Source organism: Pseudoclavibacter sp. RFBI5, from assembly GCF_002931395.1.
Lineage (GTDB): Bacteria > Actinomycetota > Actinomycetes > Actinomycetales > Microbacteriaceae > Pseudoclavibacter.
In genome coordinates, this window is the sequence record NZ_PSYA01000010.1 from 1,514,490 (window position 1) to 1,541,256 (window position 26,767).

Annotated in this window: 27 protein-coding genes and 1 riboswitch; of the genes, 15 read left to right on the plus strand and 12 right to left on the minus strand. The window is 70.0% G+C overall.

Translation table 11 applies throughout. The features are described from left to right. Positions 1–22: 22 nt before the first annotated feature. Positions 23–1,228 (plus strand): mechanosensitive ion channel family protein, encoded by a 1,206-nt coding sequence (locus tag C5E06_RS13945; protein ID WP_104299442.1) that lies wholly within the window; start codon positions 23–25, stop codon positions 1,226–1,228. 20 nt (positions 1,229–1,248) lie between these two features. On the opposite strand, the gene C5E06_RS13950 is transcribed toward C5E06_RS13945, so the two are convergent. Continuing rightward, on the minus strand, positions 1,249–2,277 hold the full coding sequence (locus C5E06_RS13950) for a pirin family protein (RefSeq protein ID WP_104307198.1): 1,029 nt from the start codon (positions 2,275–2,277) through the stop codon (positions 1,249–1,251). 68 nt (positions 2,278–2,345) lie between these two features. Between C5E06_RS13950 and C5E06_RS13955 the strand changes: the two genes are divergently transcribed. The 3 genes from C5E06_RS13955 to C5E06_RS13965 all read left to right on the plus strand — a co-directional run bounded on the left by C5E06_RS13955 (position 2,346) and on the right by C5E06_RS13965 (position 5,606). Continuing rightward, positions 2,346–3,386 carry a beta-eliminating lyase-related protein gene (locus C5E06_RS13955; RefSeq protein ID WP_258067638.1) on the plus strand — a complete coding sequence of 347 codons (1,041 nt, stop codon included), beginning with the start codon at positions 2,346–2,348 and terminating at the stop codon, positions 3,384–3,386. 41 nt (positions 3,387–3,427) lie between these two features. Then, the gene (locus tag C5E06_RS13960) at positions 3,428–3,943 is read left to right on the plus strand and encodes a hypothetical protein (RefSeq protein WP_104307202.1); all 516 of its coding nucleotides are present in this window, start codon (positions 3,428–3,430) and stop codon (positions 3,941–3,943) included. A 94-nt stretch (positions 3,944–4,037) separates the two neighbouring features. Further along, the gene (locus C5E06_RS13965; protein WP_104307204.1) at positions 4,038–5,606 is read left to right on the plus strand and encodes an HNH endonuclease signature motif containing protein; all 1,569 of its coding nucleotides are present in this window, start codon (positions 4,038–4,040) and stop codon (positions 5,604–5,606) included. Between the two features lie 34 nt (positions 5,607–5,640). Here the strand turns inward: C5E06_RS13965 and C5E06_RS19380 are convergent, their stop codons facing one another. Next, positions 5,641–5,859 (minus strand): hypothetical protein, encoded by a 219-nt coding sequence (locus tag C5E06_RS19380; protein ID WP_181062983.1) that lies wholly within the window; start codon positions 5,857–5,859, stop codon positions 5,641–5,643. A 188-nt stretch (positions 5,860–6,047) separates the two neighbouring features. On the opposite strand from C5E06_RS19380, the gene C5E06_RS13970 reads away from it, so the two are divergent. Beyond that, positions 6,048–6,551, plus strand: a complete 504-nt coding sequence (locus C5E06_RS13970) for a GNAT family N-acetyltransferase (RefSeq protein WP_104307309.1) — start codon at positions 6,048–6,050, stop codon at positions 6,549–6,551. A gap of 16 nt (positions 6,552–6,567) precedes the next feature. Continuing rightward, entirely contained in the window at positions 6,568–7,362 is a 795-nt protein-coding gene (locus tag C5E06_RS13975) for an alpha/beta hydrolase (protein WP_258067620.1), read from the plus strand. Here the strand turns inward: C5E06_RS13975 and C5E06_RS13980 are convergent. Beyond that, positions 7,359–7,937, minus strand: a complete 579-nt coding sequence (locus C5E06_RS13980) for a TetR/AcrR family transcriptional regulator (protein ID WP_104307206.1) — start codon at positions 7,935–7,937, stop codon at positions 7,359–7,361. The genes C5E06_RS13975 and C5E06_RS13980 overlap by 4 nt on opposite strands. Before the next feature lie 110 nt (positions 7,938–8,047). Here C5E06_RS13980 and C5E06_RS13985 point away from each other — a divergent pair, with 110 nt between their 5' ends. After that, entirely contained in the window at positions 8,048–9,094 is a 1,047-nt protein-coding gene (locus C5E06_RS13985; RefSeq protein WP_104307208.1) for an NADP-dependent oxidoreductase, read from the plus strand. On the opposite strand, the gene C5E06_RS19675 is transcribed toward C5E06_RS13985, so the two are convergent. Beyond that, positions 9,057–9,350 (minus strand): hypothetical protein, encoded by a 294-nt coding sequence (locus C5E06_RS19675; RefSeq protein ID WP_228496627.1) that lies wholly within the window; start codon positions 9,348–9,350, stop codon positions 9,057–9,059. The genes C5E06_RS13985 and C5E06_RS19675 overlap by 38 nt on opposite strands. A 135-nt stretch (positions 9,351–9,485) precedes the next feature. Here C5E06_RS19675 and C5E06_RS13990 point away from each other — a divergent pair, with 135 nt between their 5' ends. Continuing rightward, positions 9,486–10,898: a M20 family metallopeptidase gene (locus C5E06_RS13990; RefSeq protein WP_258063892.1), complete on the plus strand. Its 1,413-nt coding sequence runs from the start codon at positions 9,486–9,488 to the stop codon at positions 10,896–10,898. Further along, on the plus strand, positions 10,895–11,899 hold the full coding sequence (locus C5E06_RS13995) for a RimK family alpha-L-glutamate ligase (RefSeq protein WP_104307212.1): 1,005 nt from the start codon (positions 10,895–10,897) through the stop codon (positions 11,897–11,899). Before C5E06_RS13990 ends, C5E06_RS13995 begins: the two co-directional genes overlap by 4 nt. A gap of 95 nt (positions 11,900–11,994) precedes the next feature. Here the strand turns inward: C5E06_RS13995 and C5E06_RS14000 are convergent, their stop codons facing one another. Both C5E06_RS14000 and C5E06_RS14005 read right to left on the minus strand, forming a co-directional pair. Further along, positions 11,995–13,221, minus strand: a complete 1,227-nt coding sequence (locus C5E06_RS14000; protein ID WP_308471431.1) for an NtaA/DmoA family FMN-dependent monooxygenase — start codon at positions 13,219–13,221, stop codon at positions 11,995–11,997. Positions 13,222–13,245: 24 nt separating this feature from the next. Next, entirely contained in the window at positions 13,246–14,439 is a 1,194-nt protein-coding gene (locus C5E06_RS14005; RefSeq protein WP_104307214.1) for an LLM class flavin-dependent oxidoreductase, read from the minus strand. A gap of 121 nt (positions 14,440–14,560) precedes the next feature. On the opposite strand from C5E06_RS14005, the gene C5E06_RS14010 reads away from it, so the two are divergent. The 6 genes from C5E06_RS14010 to C5E06_RS14035 all read left to right on the plus strand — a co-directional run bounded on the left by C5E06_RS14010 (position 14,561) and on the right by C5E06_RS14035 (position 20,150). Continuing rightward, entirely contained in the window at positions 14,561–14,902 is a 342-nt protein-coding gene (locus C5E06_RS14010; protein ID WP_104242817.1) for a VOC family protein, read from the plus strand. A gap of 25 nt (positions 14,903–14,927) precedes the next feature. Then, a riboswitch (TPP riboswitch) is annotated at positions 14,928–15,037 on the plus strand. 25 nt (positions 15,038–15,062) lie between these two features. After that, positions 15,063–15,725, plus strand: a complete 663-nt coding sequence (locus C5E06_RS14015; RefSeq protein ID WP_104307215.1) for a YkoF family thiamine/hydroxymethylpyrimidine-binding protein — start codon at positions 15,063–15,065, stop codon at positions 15,723–15,725. Next, positions 15,722–16,312: an ECF transporter S component gene (locus C5E06_RS14020; RefSeq protein ID WP_104307216.1), complete on the plus strand. Its 591-nt coding sequence runs from the start codon at positions 15,722–15,724 to the stop codon at positions 16,310–16,312. The genes C5E06_RS14015 and C5E06_RS14020 overlap by 4 nt, the downstream gene beginning before the upstream one ends. Then, positions 16,302–18,011 carry an ABC transporter ATP-binding protein gene (locus tag C5E06_RS14025; protein WP_181062984.1) on the plus strand — a complete coding sequence of 570 codons (1,710 nt, stop codon included), beginning with the start codon at positions 16,302–16,304 and terminating at the stop codon, positions 18,009–18,011. Before C5E06_RS14020 ends, C5E06_RS14025 begins: the two co-directional genes overlap by 11 nt. Next, positions 18,008–18,772 (plus strand): energy-coupling factor transporter transmembrane protein EcfT, encoded by a 765-nt coding sequence (locus tag C5E06_RS14030; RefSeq protein ID WP_104307218.1) that lies wholly within the window; start codon positions 18,008–18,010, stop codon positions 18,770–18,772. Before C5E06_RS14025 ends, C5E06_RS14030 begins: the two co-directional genes overlap by 4 nt. Continuing rightward, on the plus strand, positions 18,765–20,150 hold the full coding sequence (locus C5E06_RS14035; protein ID WP_258067622.1) for an NtaA/DmoA family FMN-dependent monooxygenase: 1,386 nt from the start codon (positions 18,765–18,767) through the stop codon (positions 20,148–20,150). Before C5E06_RS14030 ends, C5E06_RS14035 begins: the two co-directional genes overlap by 8 nt. On the opposite strand, the gene C5E06_RS14040 is transcribed toward C5E06_RS14035, so the two are convergent. The 6 genes from C5E06_RS14040 to C5E06_RS14065 all read right to left on the minus strand — a co-directional run bounded on the left by C5E06_RS14040 (position 20,141) and on the right by C5E06_RS14065 (position 26,713). After that, positions 20,141–21,658: an aldehyde dehydrogenase family protein gene (locus tag C5E06_RS14040; RefSeq protein WP_104307311.1), complete on the minus strand. Its 1,518-nt coding sequence runs from the start codon at positions 21,656–21,658 to the stop codon at positions 20,141–20,143. The genes C5E06_RS14035 and C5E06_RS14040 overlap by 10 nt on opposite strands. A gap of 13 nt (positions 21,659–21,671) precedes the next feature. Next, positions 21,672–22,679 (minus strand): proline racemase family protein, encoded by a 1,008-nt coding sequence (locus tag C5E06_RS14045; RefSeq protein ID WP_104307220.1) that lies wholly within the window; start codon positions 22,677–22,679, stop codon positions 21,672–21,674. Positions 22,680–22,885: 206 nt separating this feature from the next. Beyond that, on the minus strand, positions 22,886–23,827 hold the full coding sequence (locus tag C5E06_RS14050; RefSeq protein WP_104242750.1) for a dihydrodipicolinate synthase family protein: 942 nt from the start codon (positions 23,825–23,827) through the stop codon (positions 22,886–22,888). Next, on the minus strand, positions 23,824–25,275 hold the full coding sequence (locus C5E06_RS14055; RefSeq protein ID WP_104307221.1) for an FAD-dependent oxidoreductase: 1,452 nt from the start codon (positions 25,273–25,275) through the stop codon (positions 23,824–23,826). The genes C5E06_RS14050 and C5E06_RS14055 overlap by 4 nt, the downstream gene beginning before the upstream one ends. Then, positions 25,272–25,532 carry a (2Fe-2S)-binding protein gene (locus tag C5E06_RS14060; RefSeq protein ID WP_104242754.1) on the minus strand — a complete coding sequence of 87 codons (261 nt, stop codon included), beginning with the start codon at positions 25,530–25,532 and terminating at the stop codon, positions 25,272–25,274. Before C5E06_RS14060 ends, C5E06_RS14055 begins: the two co-directional genes overlap by 4 nt. Next, entirely contained in the window at positions 25,529–26,713 is a 1,185-nt protein-coding gene (locus C5E06_RS14065) for an FAD-binding oxidoreductase (RefSeq protein ID WP_104307222.1), read from the minus strand. Before C5E06_RS14065 ends, C5E06_RS14060 begins: the two co-directional genes overlap by 4 nt. Positions 26,714–26,767: the final 54 nt, after the last annotated feature.

The following is a 26,767-nucleotide window of genomic DNA, read 5'->3' on the forward strand; positions in this document are numbered from 1 at the left end:
CCTCCACTCCCCGAGGAGGAACGTGCTCGATCCCTGGTGGAACTTCGCCCTCTCGATTGCCGTCGCCGTCGTCGCGGCCGTCACGCTCACCGCGCTCGTCGCGCTCATCATCCGCCTCGTCGCGAAGCGCCTTCGCTGGCCGGAGCCGCTCGTGCGACACACGCGGCGCCCCTTCCGCGTCGTCGTGCTCATCATCGCGCTCTGGGCCGCAGTCGCCGTCGCCTTCCCGTCCGACGGTGACGGGTCCTGGCGCGACCTCATCTACCACGCGCTCACGATCTTCATCATCGCCGCCGGCGCCTGGCTCATGGCGGGACTCGTCGCCTTCTCGACGGACATCACGCTGGGTCGCAACCGCATCGACGTGGCGGACAACCGCGTGGCCCGGCGCATCCGCACGCAGACCCTCATCCTCCGGCGGCTCGCAGTCGCGGTGATCATCGTCATCGCGCTGGGCGCGATCCTCCTCACGTTCCCTGCGGTGCGGACCGTCGGGGCGAGCCTCCTCGCCTCAGCTGGCATCGCCTCCGTGGTCGCAGGCCTCGCCGCCCAGTCGGTCCTCGCGAACATCTTCGCGGGCCTCCAGCTCGTGTTCAGCGAGGCGCTGCGCGTGGACGACGTCGTCGTGGTCGAAGACGAGTGGGGGCGCATCGGAGAGATCACGCTGAGCTACGTCGTCGTCGACCTGTGGGACGACCGCCGCCTCGTGCTGCCGTGCACCTACTTCACGACCCAGCCCTTCCAGAACTGGACCAGGCAGGGCAGCGAGCTCCTCGGCTCCGTGGAGCTCGACGTCGACTGGCGCGTCTCCCCGGCGCTCATGCGCGAGCGCCTCGCCGAGGTGCTCACGCAGACCGACCTCTGGGATGGGCGGGCGCAGGTCCTCCAGGTGACCGAGGCGACGGGCGGGCTCGTCCGCATCCGCATCCTCGTCACCGCGGTGGATGCGCCCACCCTCTTCGACCTGCGCTGCTTCGTGCGCGAGGCCATGGTGACGTGGATGCAGCGCACCATGCCGTCGGCGCTGCCCGTGCAGCGTGTGCTCATCACCGAGTCGGCAGGTCCGGGCGATGCCGCATCGCGGGCATCGCAGGCAGAAGACACCAGAAACGACGACGACAGCGCCGGCGGGTCCGGGCTCTTCACCGGGAGCGTCCAGGCGCAGGAACGGGCATCGGTGTTCACGAACGCCATCCCCATCATCGACCCCGAGGACCGCGCGCGATAGCGGTCCCGCTCAGGGCCGGCTCAGTCCTCGCGGGTTCGCCCGCGCGGGCTGAGCCGGACGTTCGGGAGCGTCGGAGCGGCGAGCGTCCTGCCCTCGTGGCTGTCGACGCGGCCGAAGCGGGCATCAGTGCCGGCGCTCGACCTGCTCCGCTGCCACTCGTCGCGAGCTGCCGCGACGTCGTCGTGGGAGGAACCGACGAAGTTCCAGAACATGACGATCTTCTCCTCGAAGGGCGCTCCACCGAGCAGCAGGGCGCGCCCGCCATCACTCGCGCCCACAATCGCGCGGTCAGTGCCGGTGGGCAGGTAGCCCACGGCTCCGACGGGAAGCTCGACGTCGTCGACCGTGATGCCGGGAGAGCACGCGAGGATGCCGTGCTCGTAGCTGGGCTCGAGGTCGAGCTGCGCCTCCGCGCAACCGGAGAAGGCGAGCTCGACGCCGACAAGCGGCGAGAAGCTGGGCGCAGCCGAGCGGAGGCCCGCGAACTCCCCCATGAAGATGGTCGCCTCGACGGGGGTCCCAGCCGTCGTGGGAGACGGCAGTCGCAGCGATGGGCATCGGTCCAGGCCGACGAAGGCCGGCGCGATATCCCGCTGCGCAGCTGGCAGGGCCACCCAGAGCTGCACGCCATGCAGCACGCGGGCCCGATCAGGGCGATCAGCGGACACCTCCGAGTGGGCGATGCCACGCCCGGCGGTCATCACGTTGACGCCACCGGGCTCGACCTCATGGAAACTGCCGATGGAGTCCCGGTGCACGACCTCGCCGGAGAACAGCCAGCTGACGGTCTGCAGCCCCGTGTGCGGGTGCGGGGGCACATCCATGCCAGCACCCGACGGCACGTCCACGGGGCCGTAGTGGTCGATGAAGCACCAGGCGCCGATGAAGTGGCGGAACTTGTTGGGCAGCGAGCGCAGGACAGGCAGCGAGCGCGGGCCACCAAGCGGCACCTCACGCGGCAGGAGCAGCTCGATACCGGCCACCACCTGCCCGGTCTCATAGGCGGCCTGCAGCTGTGCCTCGATGGGGTTGGCCTCCGCGTTGCTCATAGCTCAGAGCGTAGACGCGAACCCATGAGTTCTCATCGATGTGGCACGTGCGGAAGAATGGATCGGTGATCACGCAGCTGCACGACCCCCACCTCCGCACCTTCACGAGCGACAACGCCGCGGGCGCTCACCCGCAGGTCCTGGATGCGCTCGTCACCGCCAACGGCGGGCATGTCGGCGCCTACGGGGGCGACCCCTACTCGTCGGCATTCCAGGCGCTGTGCAGTGACCTCTTCGGCGCGGAGGCGATCGGCCTGCCGGTCTTCAACGGCTCCGGTGCCAACGTCGTCGCGCTGCAGTCGATGGTGCCGCGCTGGGGCGGCGTCGTATGCCCGGCTTCAGCGCACATCAACACCGACGAGAACGCCGCCCCCGAGCGCGTCGGCGGGGTGAAGCTCCTCACCGTCGAGACGGCGGACGGCAAGCTCGTTCCGGCGGACATCGAGCGGGCCGCAGCCGTGCGGCGCGACGTGCACCGGGCCACGCCCCTCGCCGTGAGCATCAGCCAGGCGACCGAGGTCGGCACCGCCTACTCACCAGATGAGGTTCGGGCGCTCGCCGACGTCGCCCACGCGAGCGGCATGTGGCTGCACGTCGACGGCGCGCGCCTCTCGAACGCCGCCGCCCACTTCGGCTGCACGCTCGCCGAGGTCTCCAGCGCGGCCGGGGCCGACGTCATCAGCCTGGGCGGCACCAAGAACGGCGCGCTGGCCGCCGAAGCGGTTGTCGTCGTCAACCCGGAAGCCGCCTACGGCACCGAAGAGGCCCGCAAGATCGACCTGCAGCTGTCATCGAAGATGCGTTTCATCTCCGCCCAGCTCCTCGCGCTGTTCGGCGACGAGCTGTGGCGTGAGAACGCAGAACACGCCAACGCCATGGCCGCGCGCCTCGCCACCGGCATCGAGGGCGTCCACGGCTGCTCAGTGCCACTCCCCCGCCAGGCGAACGGCGTCTTCGCCATTCTCCCCGGCGAGGTCGCCGAGCGCGTCAGCGAGAGCTACGCGTTCCACACCTGGGACGCGTCTCGCGGCCTCGTCCGCTTCCTCTGCTCCTGGGACACCACCGAGCACGACGTGGACGCCCTCATCGCGGCAGTCGCGGGAGCGTAGGCCAGCCGCGCGGCCCCGGGTGGGCAGGTACCCTCGGGGCCGTGACTGACTACACCGCCTGGCAACGCCTCTGCACGCTCATCGACGACGACCCCGAGATCTGGCCGAGCGTCCAGCAGGCTCTCGAGGGCGACTCTCGGGACGAGGACGAGGAACAGGGCGAGGACCAGTCCGGCGACGACCGAGACGAGAGCGGCGTCGAGGAGGACGACGGCGCGGATGAGGCCTGGGGCGCGCTCATCGACGCCCTCGACGACTGCGGAGCGCTGGCCTACCTCCACGCCGAGGACACAGGCATGGAGCTCGCAGACGCCCTGGCCGGAGTTCCGCGGATCGTCCGCCTCGGCCTCGACACCGATGAGGTCGGCGACGTGGACGGCGACGTGCCGACAGCAGCCGCCGCAGCTGATGCGCTCCTCGCGCCCGTGGGGCTCGCACTCGTGTTCCTCGAGGAGGACAGCGACGCCCACCCGCTGGTCGTCGTACCGCGCGAGTCCGTCACCGAGATCGTCGACACGGCCGCCGCGCTCGGCTTCGTCGCGAGGCAGCTGCCCTGAGGCAGGCCCGAGGACGCGTCGATCGCGGCGATCTCGCTTCGAATGTTATGTGCAATTCCTCGAATCTACATTCGAGTGATGCTACGATCGAGCCATGTACCAAGCGGCGGCGAAGTTCGAGGAGCGGTGGCATTTCGATGTCAACGATCCGGCTTCCGTCGCCGCTGAACGCGCCACCATCCTGTCCGAGACCGCCCGCATCGAATCCGCCAAGCGTGCGATCGACGCCGAGCAGATCCTGCTCGAAGCTCGTGCGTACAACTTCGGCTACCTCCTCGACCTCGCCGAAGGGCATCCCGAGATGGGCATGCACGTACGGTCGATCTCGGCAGAGATCTCGATCGAGGTGCAGGCGAAGCACGGCTTCGTCATGAGGCAGCTCGCCGGTTCGTGGAACGCCGTGCGTGAATTTCCGGCCGCAGTGGACGCCGTGGCCGACGGGCGCATCTCCGGTCGCCACCTCGATGCCATCGTCAGCTCAGGGCTCCTCGTCACCCACGAGGTCGAAGCCGAGCAGACCGCCCTGCGTGCCCGCTACGTCGACCTCGCACTCCGCGAGGTAAGCACCCAGATCCTGACGGACGCGGCACTGAAGCGGCTGACCGCCCGCATCGCAGAGGAACTCACGCGGGTCCCACTCGCCGAGCGGCGCAAGGTGACGCGCATGAAGGGCTTCGTGTCCGTGACCGACTCCGGTGACGGACACGGAGTGCTCCACGTCGGCGGCTCACTCCTTCTCCTCACCGCGGTCCGGGACAGAGTCAGAAAGCAGGCGACACTCGTCCTGCGAGCTCGATCACGGGCGCAGAAGGCTCAAGCAACGGGAGAGGTGCCGCAGGGCGCCGCCGACGAGCGCACCCTCGGCGAGGTCAGCGCCGACCTCATCTGCGACCAGCTCCTCACGAGCGAACCGAACTCCGCACCCCTGGCATCCGGGGTCCAGGCGAAGGTGCACCTGGTCATCCCCACGACCACGCTGCTCGCCGACGAACGCGACCCCGGCCACCCTCCGGCTCTGCTCGACGGCCTCACACCGGTACCGCTCGACGAAGCCAAGCGTCTCGCGGCCCACGCCCCCATGTTCACGAGAATTCTCACCCACCCGATCGCGGGCACCGTCCAGGCCGTCGACACCTACAAGCCAACAGCGGCGATGCGGCGATTCCTCGCGGCGCGCGACGTGCACTGCCGGTTCCCCGGCTGCCGACTCCCAGCACGCGGGTGCCACATCGACCACACCCATGAGTGGGAGCACGGCGGTGCAACCTGCACGAACAACTTGGAGCATCTCTGCGTGTTCCACCACGTCATGAGGCACGCAACGCCGTGGTCGGTTCTGCAGCTCGAAGGCGGAGTCCTCCAGTGGACGACACCAAGCGGAAAAGTCCTGACAGACAGACCCGACAGGCAAGGCGTTCGCTTCGTGCCGTCGGCGGATGCCGGAAGCACCAGCCCGCCGAAGGCAACGAGTGAGGCGGATGCAAGGTCAGGGCCTGGGACAGGGCCTGGGACAGAGACAGAGACAGAGACAGAGACAGAGACAGAGACAGACGCAGGATCAGGCACAGGCACAGGCACAGGCACAGGTACAGGACCGGACGTCGAGCGGGGCAGCAGCGCCCGGCGAGAACGCGACGCGGGCACCGACCCTCCGCCGTTCTGAGGCCTCGCCGAGCGAGACCTCCTCACTCCCCGAGCTAGACCTCTTCGATACCGACGCCGCGGAGCAGAAGCCTCTGCTCTCCAACCCCTGCGCGCTCTGAGAGGACGACCCGCGAGAGCACCTGCTGCAGGCGAACAACGTACAGAGGAGCGCCGGCCGCATGTCCATCAGACGCGCGTGCCTCGGTCGTGCGCCCGCCCGTCGTGCGCTGTTCGGTCAACTGGCCGTGCGTCATGCGGAGCGTGATGCTCATGATCTGCCCTCTCGTTCGGCACCGGTTGGATAGGTCGTCGCGTCAGCGTAGGAATCCCTGGTCCGGGTGAACAGCAACCTGCGCAAGACGGGCACACGAGACGACACCGCGCTTCGCGGGGCGAAACACGGCGTCACCTGGGGGCCGAACGAAGAGCGAGACGCCCGGAGGCGGAGCACCATGTGCGCATGACAAACGCGCTCACCGTCCGCCACCTCGACATCACCTCCGCCGAGGTGTCGGAAGTGCTCGACATCCTCGACGCGGAGTACCGAACCAGGTACCGGGAGTTCTACAAAGACGACATCACCGCGTACCCCGTCACCGACTTCACGTCCCCCGACGGCGCCTTCATCGGCATCCTCGAGGGTGACCTCCTCGTCGCCGCCGGCGCCATCCGCCGATACGACTCCACCACCGCAGAGGTCAAGCGCATGTGGACACGCGACACGCACCGCCGCCGCGGATTCGCCCAGCGCGTCCTGCGAGAACTCGACGCAGCAGCCGGAGACCTCGGCTACACCCGCATCTTCCTCACCACCGGCTCCCGGCAACCCGAAGCAGTCGCCCTCTACCGAGCGTCGGGCTTCGAAGGCGGCGAACGAAGCATCCCGGAATTCGACCTCCCCGTCTTCGCGTTCGAGAAGCCCGTCGGCCGCACCACCCTCGTCGAGCACCCCTCCCACAGCTGAGCGATATCCTCGGCGGGTGCCAGCAACTCCCCCGAACCAGCAGCCACCGCGACGCAGACGCAGCCGGCTGCGACGCGCGCTGATCTGGACCTTCTCGATCATCGCCGCGGTCTTCGTCGTCGCCATCGCAGCATTCCTGATCTGGGCGAACGTCGGGGTCATGGCAGCCGAACCGGAACCCCTCGCATCGGTCACGAACAACCCAGCTATCTCGGTCACCGAGGTCGACGGCTCCCTCGTGCTGAGCCCGAGCGAGGAGCCAAGCGACACCGGACTCGTGTTCATCCCCGGAGCCAAGGTCGAGCCGTCGGCCTACGCCGCGAAGCTCTCGAGCCTGGTCACCGACGACAACATGACCGTCGTCATCCCGCAGCCGCTCCTCAACCTCGCGTTCTTCGACACCCGCACGCTCGACGACTACACGACCGCCGCCCCCGAGGTCACCACCTGGTCCGTCGGTGGGCACTCCCTCGGCGGAGTCCGCGCCTGCCAGCTCGCCGAGTCGCCGGACGTCGCCGGCCTGCTGCTGTTCGGCAGCTACTGCGCCAACGACCTCGCCGACGACGAATCGCTCGACGTGCTCAGCATCACAGGAAGCGCCGATGGGCTCAGCACCCCGCAGAAGGCAGCGGACGCACGCGCCCTGCTCCCCGCCGACGCCGAGACCCTGGAGATCCAAGGAGCGAACCACGCGATGTTCGGCAACTACGGCCCGCAGTCCGGCGACGGAACCGCGACGATCCCCGACGAGGACGGGCGCCAACAGATCGCCGCGGCGACCTCAGCCTGGGCGGCAGAGCTCCAGCCCTAGGCGGAAGGCACGGCGTCAGGCGAAGCGAGCATCCGCCGCACGGTCGGCTGCACGTCGACGGACGCGTCGGGGAGGTCCTCCTCTAGCAGGGAGAGCCGGTGCAGGACGACCCCGTCGATGAACGCGAACAGCGCAGACGCACGGGCCTCGGCATCGTCGACGCCGAGACCTGCGATGGCACCCGCCGCCCAGCCCCGCAGGCGATCGCGGCCCACCCGGATCGCCTCGGCGACCACCGCGTTGTGGGTTCCCTCGAGGACCAGGGCGTACCTGGCGAGCGTCTGCGTGCGGCCGACGCCCGTCATGTCGTCCACCCCAGCGCAGATCGCCGCGCAGAAGCGCTCCACGCTCGGCTCGCCCCACTCGTAGCTCAGCAGCCACTCGGCGTAGTCGCTGCGCTCCAAGCGACCGATGACGCCCTCGATGAGCGCCTGACGTGTCCTGAAGTGGTTCGACGTCGACCCCCGCGGGAGCCCCGCCTCGGCGTCGACCCGCGCGTGCGTGAGCGCACGCATCCCGCCAGATGCGAGGAGCTCGAGGGCGGCGGTCAGCGAACGATCACGCGTGGAGGGCACCCCCGAACTCTAGACGCAGAGATCTCGACACAGAAACTACGGGCGTAGTGCATCCACTACGAATGTAGTCATCGACCGGTATGGTCAGAATGCTGTGATTGTCTGACGTGATGACCTCAACCGCCATCAGCACGCAGATCCAGCTCGCCTCCCGCCCGGAGGGGTGGCCCAAGGAAACGGACTTCCGCACGGTCACGGTCGAGTACGCCGAGCTGCAGCCAGGTCAGGTGCGCGTCGAGAACCTCTTCCTCTCGGTCGATCCGTACATGCGCGGCCGCATGACCGACGCGCCGAGCTACGTCGCCCCCTACGCCCTGGGCGAGACGCTCACCGGCGGCGCGGTCGGCGTCGTGGTCGAGTCGGCCAGTGACGAGGTCCCGGTCGGGGCGCACGTGCTCCACGCATTCGGGTGGCGCGACATCGCCCAGGAGGACGCGGCGTCGTTCCGCGTCGTCGACGAGATTCCCGGCGTCCCGCTGTCGCTCTACCTCTCGATGCTCGGCATGACCGGCCTCACCGCCTACGTCGGCCTCACCGCGATCGCGGGCCTCAAGGAGGGCGAGACGGTCTTCGTATCGGGTGCGGCGGGTGCCGTCGGCACCGCGGTCGGACAGATCGCCCGCAAGCTCGGCGCCAGCCGCATCATCGGCTCAGCGGGCTCCGACGAGAAGGTGGCCCTCCTCACGGAGAAGTACGGCTTCGACGCCGCCTTCAACTACAAGGAACGGCCCGTGCGGGAGCAGCTCGCGGAGGCGGCGCCAGACGGTATCGACGTGTACTTCGACAACGTGGGAGGCGACCACCTCGAGGCGGCCCTCGACGTCTTCAACCGGGGCGGCCGAGCGGCGCTGTGCGGTGCCATCTCGAGCTACAACGAGCGCGAGAAGCCAGCGGGTCCGGACAACATGGCCAACCTCATCAAGCAAGCCCTGCGGTTGGAGGGCTTCACTGTCGGAGGCTACGGCCACCTCGCCGGGGAGTTCCAGCCGCGGATGGTCGAGTGGCTGCGGGCGGGCGAGATCGCCTACGACGAGACGGTCGTCGTCGGCCTGGACAGCACCGTGCAGGCGTTCCTCGACATGATGCGCGGCGCCAACACGGGCAAGATGATCGTGGATCTCAGCGGCGAAGCGCGCGCTCGTGCCGTGTATGCATGACGAGCCCCGGCACGAACAGAACGAGAATGACGGGAAGCATCGCGAAGAGCCCGATGACGTGCCACAGCTGACCGGCGGCGACGACGGCCAGGAGGGCCCCGCCCATGCGCAGCCAGCTCGCGAGCTTCGGCGTTCCCGGCGGGTCCTTGAAGATAGGCAGCCTGCGCCCGGCACCCGCCCGTCCGACAAGGAAGTGCGCCCAGGTCGTGAGCGCGAGGCTGAGCCCGAGCAGCACGGCACCGAGGATGAACATCACGCTGCCACTGTAATCCAGCTTCACGTTACGGCCCACGACGGCGACCCCGACACGGCCCACCACGCTCCCGGAGAATCGAGGCACGATGGATGCGGACGGCCCACCCGGGGCTGCCGGCGGCAAGGAGCACACCACGTGAGCGAAGCAGCAGACCCGACCAGCGCACCCCGAGCAACAGGGGCGACCCGCGGAATCCGGGTGGGCGCATCTCCCACGACTCCCAGCAGCACCTACCTCGATCTCGTGGCCGCAGAGACCGCCATCGCCGCGGCCGCCGCGCCGCCCATCACCTCACCGCACGACGGAGCCTCCATCGAGGACACGTCGGCCATCCGCGCGGCCGCTGATTCCCTGCAGCCTGAGCTGGTCGAGCTCTCCCACCGCATCTTCGAATACGCCGAGGAGGGCTTCGAGGAGACGCAGAGCGTCGCCGACATCGCCGAACTGCTCGCAGAGCACGGCATCACGGCACAGCTGGGAGCCTTCGGGCTCGACACGGCGCTCGTCGCGGAGCTCGTCGTCGGCGAAGCGAAACCAGATTCGACGGAGGCGCCGACGGTCGCGATCCTCGCCGAGTACGACGCCCTGCCCGGCGTCGGGCACGGCTGCGGGCACAACATCATCGCCGCCTCCGCTGTCGGCGCCTTCCTCTCGCTCGTCGAGGCGAGCCGCCGCCACGAACTCCCCGCGGGCCGGATCGTGCTCTACGGCACGCCCGCGGAAGAGGGCGGCAACGGGAAGGAGATCATGGCGAGGGCCGGCGCATTCGACGACGTCGACGCCGCCATCATGATCCACCCGTTCGGCTACGACGTCACCGACCAGCCATTCATCGGGCGACGCATCCTGCGTGTGCGCTACTACGGCGTCCCGGCACACGCCTCAGCCTCGCCGTTCCAGGGCCGGAACGCGCTCGACGCCGCCAACCTCAACTACCAGGCCACGGGCCTCATCCGGCAGCACCTCTACCCCGGCGACCGCATCCACGGCGTCATCCTCGACGGCGGGCAGCGCCCCAACGTCGTGCCGGAGTTCGCGGAGCTCGAGTACTACGTCCGCTCGAACGCGGCGGAGACCTTGAAGGAGCTGAGCCTGCGCCTCGAGGACATCGCCAACGGCATCGCCCTCGCGACCGGCACGGGCGTCGAGGTCGAGTGGGACCCGCAGCCGTTCACGATGCCGCTGCGCTACAACACGCCCCTCTCCGAGCGGTGGGCGGTGCACCAGGAGGCGCGGGGCCGACGCGTCCTCACGAAGGCGTCCGTGCCATCGCACCTCGCCGCCTCCACCGATTTCGGCAACGTGAGCGTTCGCGTGCCGGGCATCCACCCCGTCATCGCCATCAGCCCACCGGATGTGAGCCTGCACACACGTGAGTTCGCTCAATACGCGACCAGCGACGCCGCGAGCACGGCCATCGCCGATGCGAGCACCGGCCTCGCACTCGTGGCCGCCGATTTCCTCGCCGACTCCAACCTCCGTGCCGCCGCACGGGCCGACTTCGACGCGGCCGGCGGCGCACTCGATGTCGAAGGGTTCTTCTCATGAGCGCATCTCCCTCCTCCCAGCCCGCAGCTGCTGGCCCTGTCGTCTACGCCCTGCACGAGAACCCCGAATGGTGGCCGCCGTTCCAGGCCGCCTTCGACGCGGCCGGTGTCCCGGTCTTCGAGTGGCGGCTCGTCGAGGGCGTGCTCGACATCGACGCGCTCCCGCCAGAGGGCATCTTCTGGTCCCGCATCAGCGCCTCGTCGCACACCCGAGACCACGCACTCTCGAAGGACTACGCACGCTCGGTGCTCAACTGGGTGGAGGCTGCCGGCCGGCGCACCGTCAACGGCCGGCGGGCCATCGAGCTCGAGGTCAGCAAGGTCGACCAGCTGACGCTGCTGCGCCGCGCCGGCATCGACACACCCCGCACGGTCGCCGTCATCGGCAAGCAGGGACTGCGGGACGCGGCGAGGGAGTTCCCGACACCCTTCATCACGAAGCACAACCAGGGCGGCAAGGGCCTCGGCGTGCGCCGCTTCGACGCGTTCGCCGACTTCGAGAGCTACCTCGACTCCCCCGAGTTCGAGGAGCCGCTCGACGGCATCACCCTCCTGCAGGAGTACCTGCGACCGGCAGGCGGGTTCATCACCCGCGTCGAGATCGTCGGCGGCGAACACATCTACTCGATCGCGGCAGACACCATCCACGGCGGGTTCCAGCTCTGCCCGGCGGATGCCTGCGCGATCGACCCAGACACTGGGCGCCCGGTCGTGCCCCCAGGTGCTGAGCTCGCGCCAGAGCCAGGCACCTCGATCTTCTCGCTCCGACAGGGCGGGCACGACGAGATCGTCGAGCGCCTCATCGCGTTCACGAAGGAGATCGGCCTCGAGATCGCCGGCATCGAGTTCATCGAGACCGAGGACGGCCGTCAGGTGGTGTACGACATCAACACGAACACCAACTACAACGCCGACGTCGAGCGCGTCGCCGAAGGATCCGGGCCGGGCGCCATCGCCGCCCTCCTCGGGCGCATCCTCCGCGAGACCTACCCGAACTCGTAGTCGAACGCAGCGTCGCGCACGCAGCCGGACAGCGAAGAGGTGGGCGTCGGAGCTCAACTCCGACGCCCACCTCTTCTCCTCGGGCAGGTTCCGGGTCAGTGCGCGAAGGCCGAAGGTGCGCGCGTTCCTCGCTCGGGCACGGGGATGCCGAGGTTCTCCCGCAGCGTCGTCCCCGTGTACTCCTCGCGAAGCGAGCCGCGCTCCTGGAGGATCGGCACGACGTGGTCCACGAACTCGTCGATGCCGCCCGGCGTGAGATGCGAGCCGATGACCAGCCCGTCCGAGCCCTCGTTCTGCACGAAGTCGTCGATCTCCTCGGCGACCTGGGACGCCGTTCCGACGTACCGCACACCGCCGAGCTCGTGGCGCGCGAACTCGCGGATGCTCCAGCCGTTCTCCGCCGCCTTCTCGCGCCACCTGCGCACGGTCGCGAGGCGGTCACCATAGGTGAAGGCGCGGCCCTCGATGATGGGCGCGCTCTCCCCATCCGGGTCGAAGTCGGGCAGCGGACCATCGAAGTCGATCTCCGAGAAGTCCCGGTTGCGGCCGAAGCCCTCGACCCGACCCTTGATGTCGGCGTAGAAGTCTCGTGCCTCCTCGAGGCGCGAGTACGGGGAGAAGATGACGTCGGCGTTGGCGGCCGCGAAGTCGCGACCCTGCGGCGAGATGCCCGCCTGCACGATGATCGGCCTGCCCTGCGGACTGCGGGGAACCGTGAAGCGACCGCTGATGTCGAACTGACTCGTCGAGACGTCGAAGCGTCCCTCCTCGGCGGAGTCCAGGAACTGGCCAGACTCCTTGTCGGCGACGATCGCATCCGCCGACCAGGAATCCCACAGCTCCCTGACCGTGTTGACCGTCTGCTCTGCCCGCTCGTAGCGCTCGGCGTGCGGAAGGAAGCCGCCGCGTCGGAAGTTGGCACCGGTGAACGCGTCGAACGACGTGACCACGTTCCAGCCCGCCCGCCCGCCGGACAGATGATCGAGGCTGGCGAACTGGCGCGCGAGCTCGAACGGCTCGTTGAAGGTGGCGTTGATCGTGCCCACGAGCCCGATGTGCTCGGTGACCGCGGCGATGGCGGCAAGCACGGGAATGGTATCGGGGCGACCCGCGATGTCGTGGTCGAAGATCTCGCCGCGCCGCGAGCGCAGCGCGAGCCCCTCGGCGAGGAAGAAGTAGTCGAACTTCCCCGCCTCGGCCTTCTGGGCGGCGTGCTTGAACGTCGAGAACTCGATCTGGCTCCCGGCATCCGGGTGCTCCCAGAGGGTGTGCTCGTTGACTCCGCCGACGTAGGCGGCGAGGATGATCTGCTTCTTGGTCACGATGATCTCCTGATCGAGTCGGGCCTAGACGGCGGCGTAGCGGTTCGGGACGGTGGTCGGCAGGCCGAGGAGGCCCCGCAGGGAACGCGCTTCGTAGCGCTCCCGGAAGAGCCCCTTCTGCTGGAGGAGGGGAACGACGTCGGCGACGATGCGGGGAAGATCGTCCGTCACGACCCCGGGGTGCAGGCGGAAGCCGTCGTAGCCGAGCGCCGAGAGCGTCTCGAAGTGCTCGACGAGCTCGGAGGCCGAACCGGCGAACACCGCGGGCGGCTGCTCCAGCGTGCGGCCCTTCGCGTCGAGGCGAGCGAGACGAGCAGCCCCGGTCTCCTCGGGCCCGTCGAGGAATACCGCCACGTCGACGTAGACGGAGAGCGGCTCGCCGGCACGGCCCACGTTCTGCTCGGCGGCCCGCACCTCCGACAGGATGCTCACGGCCGAGGCGACATCCGACGGGGTGACGAAGAGCAGATCGGAGCTCGCGGCGGCGAACTCGTACGGCACCTGGGCGTGCCCGAGGGAGGCGACCACGGGCTGCCCCTGCGGCGGCCGCGGCGTGATCGACGGGCCGCGCACGCTGAACCATCTGCCCTCGAACTCGACGCGGTGCACCTTCGCGGCGTCGAGGAAGCGGTCCGTGGAGGCGTCGCGGATCTCCGCGTCGTCCTCCCAGCTGTCCCAGAGCCTGCGCACGACCTCCACGAAGTCGTTGGCCTCGGCGAAGAGGTCGCCGATGTCCGCGGTCGAAGCACGCTCGAGGGTCTCCAGGAACTCCGCCGGGTCGCGGCGCCCGAAGTGCGTGTGGTCCGACCCGATCGAGAGTCGAGCCTGCCAGCCGGCGCGGCCCTCGCTCGTGTAGTCGAGCGTCGCGACAGCCTTGGAGACGTGGAAGGGCTCGGTGTGCGTGGTCGTGACCGTCGGGATGAGACCGATGCTGTGGGTCACGGGGGCTACCCGCGAGGCGATGAGCAGCGCATCCAGTCGTCCCCGGACCTCGTCGGTGCGATCGTCGTCGTGCAGCCGCTCGGACGACTGCAGCGTCAGCGAGTCCTCGATGGTCGCGAAGTCGAGGAGCCCCTGCTCGGCGAGCTGGACGAGCCCCACCCAGTAGTCGGGCGTGAAGAGCTCGTCCGGACGGGCGCCCGGCTCCCGCCAGGCGGCCGGGTGGATGCCGGCGCCATCGAGTGCGACGCCGAGGTGGATTCGGTGTGGGTTCGTCATGATCTGACGCTAGGTGGCGCCACGCGGCGAGGCCACGGCACCTGACGCGCCCCGTTACGCGTCGCAACGTGGCGACATGTTCGTGGAGGCTCCTCGCACCGACGTCGAGCATCATCGGGGCATGGCTATCAAGGGCGTACTTGCGCAGATCACCGTGTCCGACCTGGCTCAGGCTACGGAATATTACGGCAGGCTCTTCGGGCGCGGCCCCGACGAGAATCCGATGCCGGGTCTTCTGGAGTGGCACTTCACAAGCGAGGCCGGCCTGCAGCTCTGGGCCGACTCGAGCCGCTCGGGCAGATCCACGGTGGTGTTCACCGAGGACGACCTCGCCGGTGTCGCCGAACGGCTCGACGCGGCCAGGATCGAGCACGGTGGAATCGAAGACGCCACTCACTTCCAGATCCTCCAGGTGCTCGACCCGGAAGGCAATCACGTGGTCTTCACGAGCGCAGGAAGCTAGGCGCGGACGGCGCCGGGGCTACAGTGTGGCCGTGCACGGGAGCCCGATGAGTCGGGCTGAGAGGGAGTACTCGAACTCCGACCGTTGAACCTGATCTGGGTAATGCCAGCGAAGGGAGTCAACTCACCCGTGCCGTCACGCTCCGACGGAAGGCACGCACATGGAAACCATCACCCAAGACCCGCTCGCATTCGGGGTGGGCGCACGAGTCACCGTCTCGGTCATGTCCGACCGCTACGTCGACGTGATCCTCGCCGCACTCGACGCCGCCGACTCTTCCGGCCTCGTGCTCGAGACGGGCGACGTGAGCACCTACGCGGGCGGCGACGAGCAGTCACTGCTGAGCTGGCTCACCGACCTCTCGCAGCACATCGCGGCGACGGGACTGCACGCCTCCATCCAGGTGCTGCTGTCTCGCGGCTGCCCCGGCGAGGCCGTCTGCGATCTGCCGGGAGGCGCCGGCCCCAGGCGAGTGGACGCGCCCCGCGGACGGAGGTCTGGGAGCTTCGCGAGCGCGGAGTGGGCGCTCTACCCCCTCGAGGATGCGGGCTCGGCAGAGCGGACGCCCGACCACATGCGCGAGATCTACGCGGCCATCGAGACGGCGAAGGCGAGCGGCACGTTCGTGGCCTCCGAGCATTTCGTGACGAAGCTCAGCGGCGACCTCGGGCGCGTGCTCGAGACGGTCGCGGTCGCTTGGGCGGGGGTCGGGGCGCACGTGCAGCACGTGACGAGCCACCTCACGATCTCCCTGAACAGCCCCAGTCATGCGCGCGGCCAGGCAGACTCAGCCATCGACACAGCAGCCGAGGCTCGCGCATGAGCCTCAAGCTGCGGGACATCGTGCTCATGGTCGTGCTCGGCACGGTCTTCGGCTTCCTGTACTGGGCGCTCGTGCAGGCGTGGACTGCGCTCTCCATCGCGATGGGGCCGGCTGGCGACCTCGCCCAGCACTTCCTCTTCGGCGGCTGGCTGCTCGTCGCGCCCATCGCGATCGCCATCATCCGCCGGCCTTTCGTCGGCGTCATCGCGGAGGTGCTCGCCTCCGTCATCGAGGTCGTGTTCCTCGGCTCGGCCGTCGGCCCCCTGCTCTTCGTCGCCGCCGCCATCCAGGGCATCGGCAGCGAGCTGCCGTTCGCGCTCGGCCGGTACCGGAAGTACGGGTGGCTGCGGTATGCGATCTCCGGCGCGCTCGGCGCGGGCCTCGTGTTCTTCTACTCGGCGTTCCGCTCGGGCTGGTACGGCCAGGAGATCCTGTTCCTGCGCTTCGGCATCCAGCTCGCCTCTGGCATCATCCTCGGCGGCCTGCTCGCGAAGCTCATCGTCGATTCGCTCGTGCGCACCGGCGTGCTCGACAACTTCGCGATCGTGCAGGACTCGAAGCCGCTCGCCGTTCGCCGTGCGGTCTGACAGCTCGAGCGCCGATATCTCGAGCCTTGACATCGAGGCGGTCGGTTTCGAGGCGATCCACTCCTCTGGAGACGGGCTCGGGCCAGTGGATCTGCGCGTGGCGCCGGGCGAGCACGTGCTCGTCATCGGGCCGTCTGGGGCGGGCAAGTCGACGCTGCTGCAGGCGCTCAGCGGGGTCATCCCCCATACCGTCCCCGCCCAGGTCAGCGGGCGCATCCGCATCTGCGGGGTGGAGACGCAGGAATCGGACGTGCCGCGCCTCTCCAGGCACCTCTCCGTCGTCGCGCAGAACCCGAGCTCCTCGGTGTGCCTCCCCGACGTCGCCGACGAGATCGCGTTCCCGCTCGAGAACCACGCCTGGGCTCCCGAGGCGATGGGGCCAGCGGTGCGCGCGGCCCTCGACCTCGTCGGCGCGGGGGTACTCGCCGGCCGTCGCACGGCGACGCTCTCGGGCGGTGAGACCCAGCGCGTGGCCCTCGCCGCGGCCATCGTCACGGAGCCCCGTGTCCTGGTGCTCGACGAGCCCACCTCGATGCTCGACCCTGCGGGAATCTCGTCGGTGCGCAAGGCGGTCGACGCGGCCTCTGCACGAGCATCCACGATCGTGCTCGTCGAGCACCGGCTGGACGAGTACGCGGGAGCGCGCGGCATCGCGGGACTCCCGGGACGCACGGTCGTGATTGCGCGCGGTGGCGTCATCGCGCACGACGGCCCGACCGCGCGGGTCCTGGTCGAGCACGCGGCGACCCTGCAGGAGGCCGGATGCTGGCTGCCGCTCGACGCGGAGCTCGCCGCGCTCACCGGCCTCGAGGGCGGACTCGCGAACGACGAGGTAGCGGACCGGGTCGCCGCGCTCGGTGCGCGCGCGGAGGCCGGGACGGCCGCAGTGGCGCCCTCGGCACCGACCCGCGAGGCGGAGGCCCTCAGCGTCGACAGCCTCGACGTCGTCGCTGGCGGGGCACCGAAGCGCACTCGCGCCAAGAACGCCTCGGAGGCGATCCTCCAAGGCGTGAGCTTCCAGCTCAGAGCGGGCGAGGTCGTGGCGCTCCTCGGCCGCAACGGATGCGGGAAGTCGAGCCTGCTGCGAACGCTCGCGGGTCTCGCTCGGCCCCGCTCGGGCCAGGTGCATGGCCCCCGCCCCGGCCTCATCTTCCAGAACCCGGAGCACCAGTTCTCCCAGCCGACCGTGCGGCGCGAGATCGAGCACGGCCTCGGAGCGGATGACGCGGAGCGCGTCGCCGAGCTGGTCACCCGCTTTGACCTCTCGGCGCATCTCGACCACAGCCCGTTCCGCCTCTCGGGCGGGCAGCAGCGGCGGGTGAGCATCGCCGCCATGCTCGCCCACGACCGGCCATTCCTCCTCGCCGACGAGCCCAGCTTCGGCCTCGACCGCCGTTCGAGCATCGCCGCGATGCACGCCCTCGATCGCACCGCGCGCAGCGGCTGCGGCGTGCTCTTCTCCAGCCACGAGCTGCGTGCCGTCTGCACGTACGCCGACCGGGTGCTGGTCCTCGCCGAAGGCGGGCTCATCGCCGAGACGACGCCGTTCGAGCTCCTCAAGAACGAGGGCCTCCTCGCCGCAGCGGGCCTCGAGCGAACGCCGCTGCTGAGCTGGCTCCAGGCGCGGCGCTTCCCCGCCGAGCGGGCGCGCGCGATCCTGCGCGAGCTCGACGACGCCGCGACACGGGTCGCGGCATGAGCCCCGCGCTCGAGCGCCGCAACCCCACCGTCAAGCTCGCGGTGCTGTTCGCCTGCTCGCTCGCGACGCTGTTCATCCTGAACCCACTGACCCTTGGCCTGCTGACCGTGCTCGCGATCATCGCCGTGCTGACGACGACGAGGCTCACCCCAGGAAGACTGCTCACCGCATCGGTCCCCTTCGTCGCGTTCGGGGTCGGCCTGGTCATGGTCAACGCGCTCAGCCGTCCAGGGAGCGAGATCCTCGAAGGCCTGCCGGTTCGGGTGACCAGCGAGGGCCTCGCCATCGGGTTCGCCCTGGCGCTGCGCACGACGGTCATCGGCATGCTGTCGATCGCGTTCATCGCGAGCACTCCACCCCGTGACCTCATGACGAGCCTCACACAGCACGCCAGGCTCAGCCCCCGCTTCGCGTACGCCCTGCTCGCCGGATTCCGCCTCCTGCAGCTCCTGCCGAGCGAGTGGCAGAGCATCCGCGCCGCGCAGGCCGTCCGGGCGCCGCTCGGACGAGACGGCACGCCGCGCACCGGGATCACCGCGTTCGGCGCTGCCGCGTTCTCGCTGCTCGTCGTCTCGATCCGCTCCGGTGAGCGCATCGCCCAGGCCCTCGAGTCGCGAGGCCTCGGAGCGGGTCCCCGCACCGTCTGGCGCCCGGTCGCGCTCGATGCCCGCGACGCAGCACTCACCATCGTCGTACTCTGCGCGTTCGCACTCGCGGCCACGCTCGGCATCGCCGCGGGAACGGGGCTGTCGCTTGTCTGAGAACAGCACGCGTCGGCTCACGCTCGTCGGGATGGTCAACCCGCCGACCCAGCGCTACGCTGCCGCTTGGCGCCACCCGGACTCGAACGGCGACTGGCTGCGCGCCAGCTCGTACATCGAGATCGCGCGACTCCTCGAGGGCGGCGGCTTCGACCTCATGTTCCTGCCAGACGCGCTCGCGATCCCGGAAGACGCCCTCGGCGACGTCGCGACGACCCTCGCCAGCGGCGGCAAGGGAGCCGTGACGCTCGACCCCATCACCGTGCTGAGCGCCGTCATCGGGGCGACGCGGAGCATCGGACTCGGGGCGACCGTGTCGACCACGTTCCTGCCGCCGTACGCCATAGCGCGGACGCTCTCGAGCCTCGACCACCTCTCCGCGGGGCGCGTGGCCTGGAACATCGTGACCTCGACGACGGATGCCGAGGCGCGCAACCTCGGCCTCGACCGCATCCCACCCAAGGGGCAGCGCTACGACCGCGCCGACCGCGTCGTGGCGCAGGTGCTCGAGCTCATGGGCACGTGGGATCCGGCTGCGCTGGTGCAGGACGCCCGGAGCGGCGTGTTCGCCGACCCGAGCCTCGTCTCGCGCACTCCGGCGCCGCGAGAACGTGCGGCGGCACCCGGCCCGCTGAGCCTCCCGAGGAGCCCCCAGGGACATCCGGTGCTCATGCAGGCGGGAACCTCGCCGCGCGGCATGCAGTTCGCCGCGAAGTGGGCGGAGCTGGTCTTCGTCGCGGCCGACGGCATCGACGGCAACCGGGCGGTGCGCACCGAGCTTCGCGAGCGGGCCAGACTCGCGGGGCGTGATCCGGACGAGCTCCGCGTGTGCGCTGCGATCCAGCCGATCGCTGGATCGACGCGTATCGATGCAGTCGGCGTCCGCGACTCGCTCCTCGCGCACATCGACGAAGCCTCGGCCGTGCGCTCGCTTGCGCGGCTCATGCACGCTGACGCCGCGACACTGCGACTCGACGGGGACGCCGAAGGCTTCCTCGCCGCGCACCGGGGCGCGACGGGAAGCGATGGCTTCGAGGACATGCTCGCGGCCGTCTCCGCAAGGGAGGGCCTCACCGTCCGCGACCTCGCCCTGCGCCAGTCGCTCGACCAGCTCACGCCGTCCCCGCTCGGCAGCGGCGCCGACATCGCCGACGAGCTGTGCGAGTGGCAGGATGCCGGGGCGGCTGACGGCTTCGTCGTGACCCCGGCCCTCCTGCCCGGCTCGCTCGAGGACTTCGTCGAGCACGTGGTTCCCGAGCTGCGCAGGCGCGGCCGCCTCAGCGAACCTGCCGCAGCACCCTCGGCGCCGACGCTGCGTTCGCGCCTGGCCGCCAAGGACGCCCCGAGAGCTCAGTCACCCCCGAGAGCTCAGCCCTGAGCGCCCCAGGTGGCCGACTGACCCGCGGCGGCCCGCTGCTGCGGCACACCCCACGGGTTCGCGTCCTGCAGCGGCTCCGGGAGCGCCTCCTGCGGCGCACCCTGGTAGGCGACACCGCGCAGGAAGCGGGAGATGGATGCGGTGCCGACCGACGTGGAGGTGTCGTTCGACGTCGCCGGGTACGGCCCGCCGTGCTGCATGGCGGGCGTGACGGCAACGCCGGTCGGCCAGCCGCCGAAGAGCACTCGCCCCGTCTTCCTCGCGAGCCCCGCGACGAGCGCGGAGAGCGCTGGCGACTGCTCACCGGCGGCGGCGTGCACCGTGCCCGTGAGGTTGCCGACGTAGAGCTCGTCGAGACTCGGCGCGAGCGACGTCTCGTCCTCGTACTCGACGATGACCGAGAACGGCCCGAAGACCTCGTCGAGCAGCGTCTCGTCGCCCGCCGCGAGCTTGCTCGCCGGCACGGCCACGATCGTCGGCGTCGCCCACACGTTGCCGTCGTCATCGCTGCGCACAGCACCTTCGGCGACGACCCGCACACCGTCCGCGTCGAGCACGTCCGCCCGACGTTCGAGGTACGCGCGGCCGATGCTCGGGTTGAGGAGCCGGTGCTCGGGGGCCTGCTCGGCCGCCTGCGAGACGCGCAGCTGCAGCTCGGCGGCCGCATCCGTCGCGGGAACCCAGAGGAAGCCGGGCTTCGTGCACAGCTGACCTGCCGAACCGGCGACCGACGCCGCGTAGCCCGCAGCGATCTCCTCTCCGCGCTCCGCGAGCGCGGCCCCCGTCACGAAGACGGGGTTGACGCTGCCGAGCTCGCCGTAGAACTGGATGGGGCGGGGGCGGGCCGCGGCCTTGTCGGCGAGCAGGCGGCCCACGCGGATCGAGCCGGTGAAGGTCCCGACGTCGACGCGGTTGTCCTCGAGCACGGTGACCCCGGCCTGCTGGCCGATCACGAGCGCGAAGACGCCATCGGGGGCGCCGCACTCGCGAAGAGCTCCCTCGACGACGCGGGCCGTGGCCACGGACAGCTCCGGGTGCCCCGAGTGCCCCTTCACGATGAGCGCGCATCCCGCCGCGAGCGCGGCGGCGGAGTCGCCACCGGCCACGGAGAAGGCGAAGGGGAAGTTCGATGCGGAGAAGTTGACGGCGACTCCCACCGGCACGAGCATCCGGCGCACGTCAGGCCGTGGGCCGAGCACGAAGTCCGGGTCGGCCTCGTCGAGGCGGACGTCGAGGTACGAGCCGTCGCGGATGACGTCGGCGAAGAGGCGGAGCTGCACGGTCGTGCGCTTCAGCTCGCCCGTGAGCCGCGCCTGCGCAAGCCCCGTCTCCCGCATGCCGATGGGGATGAGCTCCCCCGCCGCGGCGTCGAGCGCGTCGGCGATCGCGATGAGGGCGGTGGCGCGCTCCGTGGGTGGGGTCGCCGCCCAGAGGGGGGCGGCCACGGCGGCTGCCGCGAGGATCTGCTCGAGCTCGGCGTCGCTGGTATGCGGGGTGGGTGTGCTCATCGATGAGTCCAATCTAGAATTCGAATCCAGCCGGGAAGGGGTCTGTCGGGTCGAGCATGTACTGGCCCATGCCGGTGATCCACGCGCGGCCGGTGATGGTCGGGATCACGGCCGGCCTGTCGCCGACCCGGACTTCGTCGATGAGCTGGCCGGTGAAGCTCGTGCCGATGAACGACTCGTTGACGAAGTCGGTGTGCAGTGGGAGCTCACCTCTGGCATGCAGCTCGGCCATGCGTGCGGAGGTGCCGGTGCCGCAGGGTGACCGGTCGAACCAGCCAGGGTAGATCGCCATCGCGTGGCGCGAGTGGGCGGCGGTGGAGCCGGGTGCGATGAACTCGACGTGGTGCACGTGGTCGACACCCTCGATGGTCGGATGCTTGGGCGCGTCGTGGGTGTTGATGGCGTCCATGATCGCGAGACCGGCGCGCATGATGTCGTCTTTGCGGGCCCGGTCGAAGGGCAGGTCGACGTCGTCGAGGTCGACCATGGCGTAGTAGTTCCCGCCGAACGCCAGCGAGTAGCGAAGCGCGTCGATGCCGAGTTCCGGCACCGGGACGACGGCGTCGAGGCGTTCGCAGAAGCTGGGCACATTCTCGATGGTAACGCTAACAGCGCGTCCTTCGCTCACTTCGACGCGAGCGATCACAAGACCCGCCGGAGTATCGAGACGAATGACGGTCTCCGGCTCGAGGACCTCCACCATGCCCGTCTCGACCAGCACCGTCGCCGTGCCGATCGTCCCGTGTCCGCACATGGGCAGCAGACCGGAGACCTCGATGTACAGGACGCCGAAGTCGGCGTCCGGGCGCGTGGACGGCTGGAGGATGCTGCCGCTCATCGCCGAGTGCCCGCGGGGCTCCCGCATCAGGAACGTCCGCAGGTCGTCGCGATGCTCCTGCACGTACAGCCGCTTGTCGTTCATCGTGGCGCCGGGGATGACCCCGACCCCACCCGTGACGACCCTGGTCGGCATGCCCTCGGTGTGGGAATCGACGGCGGAGATGACTCGTGATGCTCGCATGCGAAAAGACCTCAAGTTCGTGAGTGAGGGGCCGCCCAGGGCGGGGGGACGCCCCGGGCGGCCGGCCCAGCGGGATGAGGGGGGATCGCCCCGTGGGCCAGACGCAACCGGCGCTATTGCCGGATTGCGTCGCATTGGTGCGGGAAGAGCCCCCGCAAGCAGACGGCAGAGAGGCCAGGAAAGCGACCCCCGTGTCTGCTGCGACCCTACTTGAGGGTGGCGAGCGCGTCGAGGGCGCGCTGCGTGTCGGCACGCACGCGCGCCTCCATCTCCGGCGTCAGCGCAGCGCGGGGCGGGCGGCACGGCCCGCCGTTGCGGCCGACCATGTCCATGCCGAGCTTGATGGCCTGAACGAACTCGACACGGGAGTCCCAGCGGAACGCCGCGATGAGGCTCTTGTAGATCTCACGCGCCTCGACGTAGCGGCCCGCTGCCATGTGGTCGTAGATCGCCACGGCCTCGGCGGGGAAGACATTGGGGTAGCCGGCGAACCAGCCGGTGGCACCGTCGATCATGAGCTCGAAGAGCACGTCGTCGCTGCCCGCGATGACGTCGATCGTCGAACCGGCCGCCTCGCAGGCCTCCTGGATCTCGAAGGCGCGTCGGACGTCGCCGGAGAACTCCTTGACGGCGACGATGCCGTCGATCTTCGCGATCTCCGCGACGAGCTCCGGGCGGAGGTCGACCTTCGTGTCGAGCGGGTTGTTGTAGATCATGACGGGCAGCCCCACTTCGGCGACCTTCGCGAAGTGCTCGATGACATCCGCATCCGCCGACCGGTACATGGTGGGCGGGAGGCAGAGCACGCCGTGGGCGCCGTCTTCCTTGGCGAGCTGAGCCCAGTGCTGCGCCTGGTGCCAACCTGGACCGTGCACGCCCGCGACGACGATGCCGCGGTCGCCCACAGCCTCGACGGCGACCTGCACGACCTTGCGGCGCTCCTCATCGGTGAGGGACGAGTACTCGCCGAGCGAGCCGTTGGGGCCGACGCCCCGGCAGCCGTTCTCGATGAGCCAGTTGCAGTGCTCGGCGTACGCCTCGAAGTCGACGGCCAGGCCGGCGGGAGCAGAGGCGTCCTCCTTGTAGGGAAGGGCCGTCGCGACGACGACTCCGCCGAGGTCGAGGTGGGTTGAGGCTGCTTCGGTCATGGGTGTTGCCTTCCTGTCAGGGGATGCTGTTCTTCTGAGGTTCCTGCCAGCTCAGCGAGCCGGATGGGGGTCTGGATGGGGCGACGGTCGACGATGCCCTCGTCGAGACCACGCCCGAGCACCGTCTCGATGAGCTCCTCGGCGCTGCGGCCGCAGATGCGGGCCTGGCAGATGCCGAGACCGGCTCGAGTGGAGAGCTTCTGGGAGCGCAGACTGTGCGAGTGCGTGGCGGCGGCCTTCCGCCGCAGCTGACCTGCGGTCACCTCTTCGCAGCGGCACACGATGGTGTCCTCACGCAACCACTCCTGCCAGCCCGGCCGCACGCCGTGCGCCGCCTCGATGCGCGCCGCGAACGACCCGAAGATCGCGCGCTTGCGCTGGGCTGCGCTGATCTGAGGGTCGCTGGACGCGCCACCCGCCGCGCAGTGCCCGGCGACGCGCCCCTCTGCGAGGGAGAGGTCGACGCCGCCGATGCCCGTCACCTCGCCCGCCGCGTACACGTCGGAGGTGCTCGTGGCGCAGGACTCGTCGATGACCACGAACCGGCTGTCGTCGAGCGCGCAGCCCGCGGCGATCGCCACCTCGAGCCGCGGGGTGAAGCCGTGCGTCACGCAGACGGCGTCGCACGCGACCTCTCGCTCGCTGCCGGCGATGGGCCGCCACTGAGCGTCCACGCTCATGATCGTGACGCGCTCGACACGCCCATCCCCGTGCGCCTCGACGACCGCTTCGCCGACTCGGTACGGGATCCGGTGCCGCAGCTGACCGGCGACGTAGCCGAAGAGCTCCTGCACTTTGCCAGGGGCGCCCGCGAGCTGCCACGGCTTGGGCAGCCAGCCCGAAGCGAGACGCGGGATGCGGTTGGCTTCGACGACCTCAACGACCTTGGAGCCGACCTGGGCGAGCGAGGCCGCGACGGGGAGAAGGAACGGACCCGCGCCGGCCACCACGACGGCGTCGCCGACCGCGATGCGCTCGCTCTTCGCGAAGGCCTGAGCAGCACCCCCGGTGTAGACGCCGGGGAGGTCCCAGCCGGGAAACGGGAGGGTGCGGTCGTGAGCACCCGTCGCGACGACAACCGCATCGGGCTCAAGGGTCGATCGAACGCGGTCGGCCGCATCGGACATGCCGGTGAGCAGCTCCAGCGCGGGCAGCCCGACGGCCCACACGCTCGTCTCGCCGAGCACCGTGATCCGGGCGTGCGAGCGGACACATCGGTCGAGGTCCAGGAACGTCGACCAGCCGTGGTGCATCGCAGCCTGCCCCTCGCCGTCGCGCTCCTCCGGGAGATGGCGCCAGTACTGGCCGCCGAGCTCCCGACTCGACTCGATGAGCGTCACGCGCGCCCCGGCCTCCGCTGCAGCCAGCGCGGCCGCGAGGCCTGCGGGGCCACCCCCGACGACGGCGACATGGCGTGGCGTCGACTGCTCGGTCCGCGTCGATCTCATTGGGAGCTCACCTCGTCCCCCTCGCACGCGCGCCTCTGGCACGCTCGAACGTCCGGCACGCCGTCCACCGTGACGAGGCAGTCGAAGCACACGCCGATGCCGCAGAACAGGCCGCGCGGTTTTCCCGCGACGGCGGTCTCGCGCCAGGAGACGCGGCCGGAGCCGAGCAGGACGCCCGCGATGCTCTGCCCCTCGAGACCCTCGACCGTCTCACCGTCGACGGTGATGCGCACGGGCTTGTCGGCGCGCTCGCTCATGCGACCACCTCCAGCTCTCCGGCGAGCGTCGGGCGGGACGGCGAGAACAGGGCTGCATCGATCTGCGTCGATCTGCCGTCCATGAGATCCCCGATCAGCGACGCCGTGGGCAGCGAGAGGCCGATGCCGGCCCCCTCGTGGCCGGTGGCGTGCCAGAGGCCGGGCAGGCGCGCATCCTGGCCGATGAGCGGCAGGTGGTCCGGCATGAAGGGGCGGAAGCCCGAGTAGCTGCGGATGACGGCCGTCTGGGCCAGGAAGGGGAAGATCGAGATCGCCTTCACCGCCAGCTGGCTGAGCACGTTCGCGCGGAACGCGTCGTCGAATCCGATCTGCTCGCGACTCGACCCGATGAGCACCGTGCCACCCGGAGTCGACTCGACGACGCTCGAGGTCATGAGAACCGCGTCGCCGGACCCGACGGCACCGACGTAGTCCGCGTCGTACACCTTGTGGAAGACGCGCTGGGGCATCTTCGCCGTGACCAGGACGACTCCGCGGCGCGGACGAACGGGGAGGGGCACGCCGAGGGTCGCGGAGACCTCGCCGGACCACGGGCCGGCGGCGACGACGATCTCGGCGCCGCGTACGTCGCCGGCCGAGGTGCGGACGCCGACGATGCGGCCCGCCTCGCGGATCGCGCCCACCACGTCGTGGTGCTCGAGGATGCTCGCCCCGCGCGCCCTGGCGAGGGCGACGAGCGCTTCGGTTGCGATGGTGGGCTGCACCTGGCTGTCGCCCGGGTACCAGACGGCTGCGGTCATCCGCTCGGTGATCCACGGCTCGAGCTCTCGAGCCTCGGCGTGCGTGACGGGCTCCGCAGCGACCTGCGCGTGGCGCTGCGTGGACGCGAAGTCCAGGAGGGCGGCCGCTCCCCCGTCGGTCGTCGCGACGACGAGGCCGCCCTTGGCCTCGAACTCGATGTCGGGGAAGTCGTGGCCGAGCTCGTCGCGGAAGGTTCCGGCGAGCGTCGACCAGGCTGCGTTGGCGAGCTTCGAGAGCTCGAGCTCGGCGCCTGGCCCCTTGTCGGAGACGAGCAGGTTGCCTTCGCAGTGAGCGCTTGTGCCGCTCGCGACGCGGCCGCGCTCAACGAGCGCGACTCGCCGGCCACGGCCGGCGAGCTCGGCAGCGCAGGCCGCTCCGATGATGCCACCGCCGATGATCACGACGTCGTACCTGACCATCTCGCACCTCCTGTCAGTAATATGTCACACACCATGTATGGGTGCAAGCCTGGC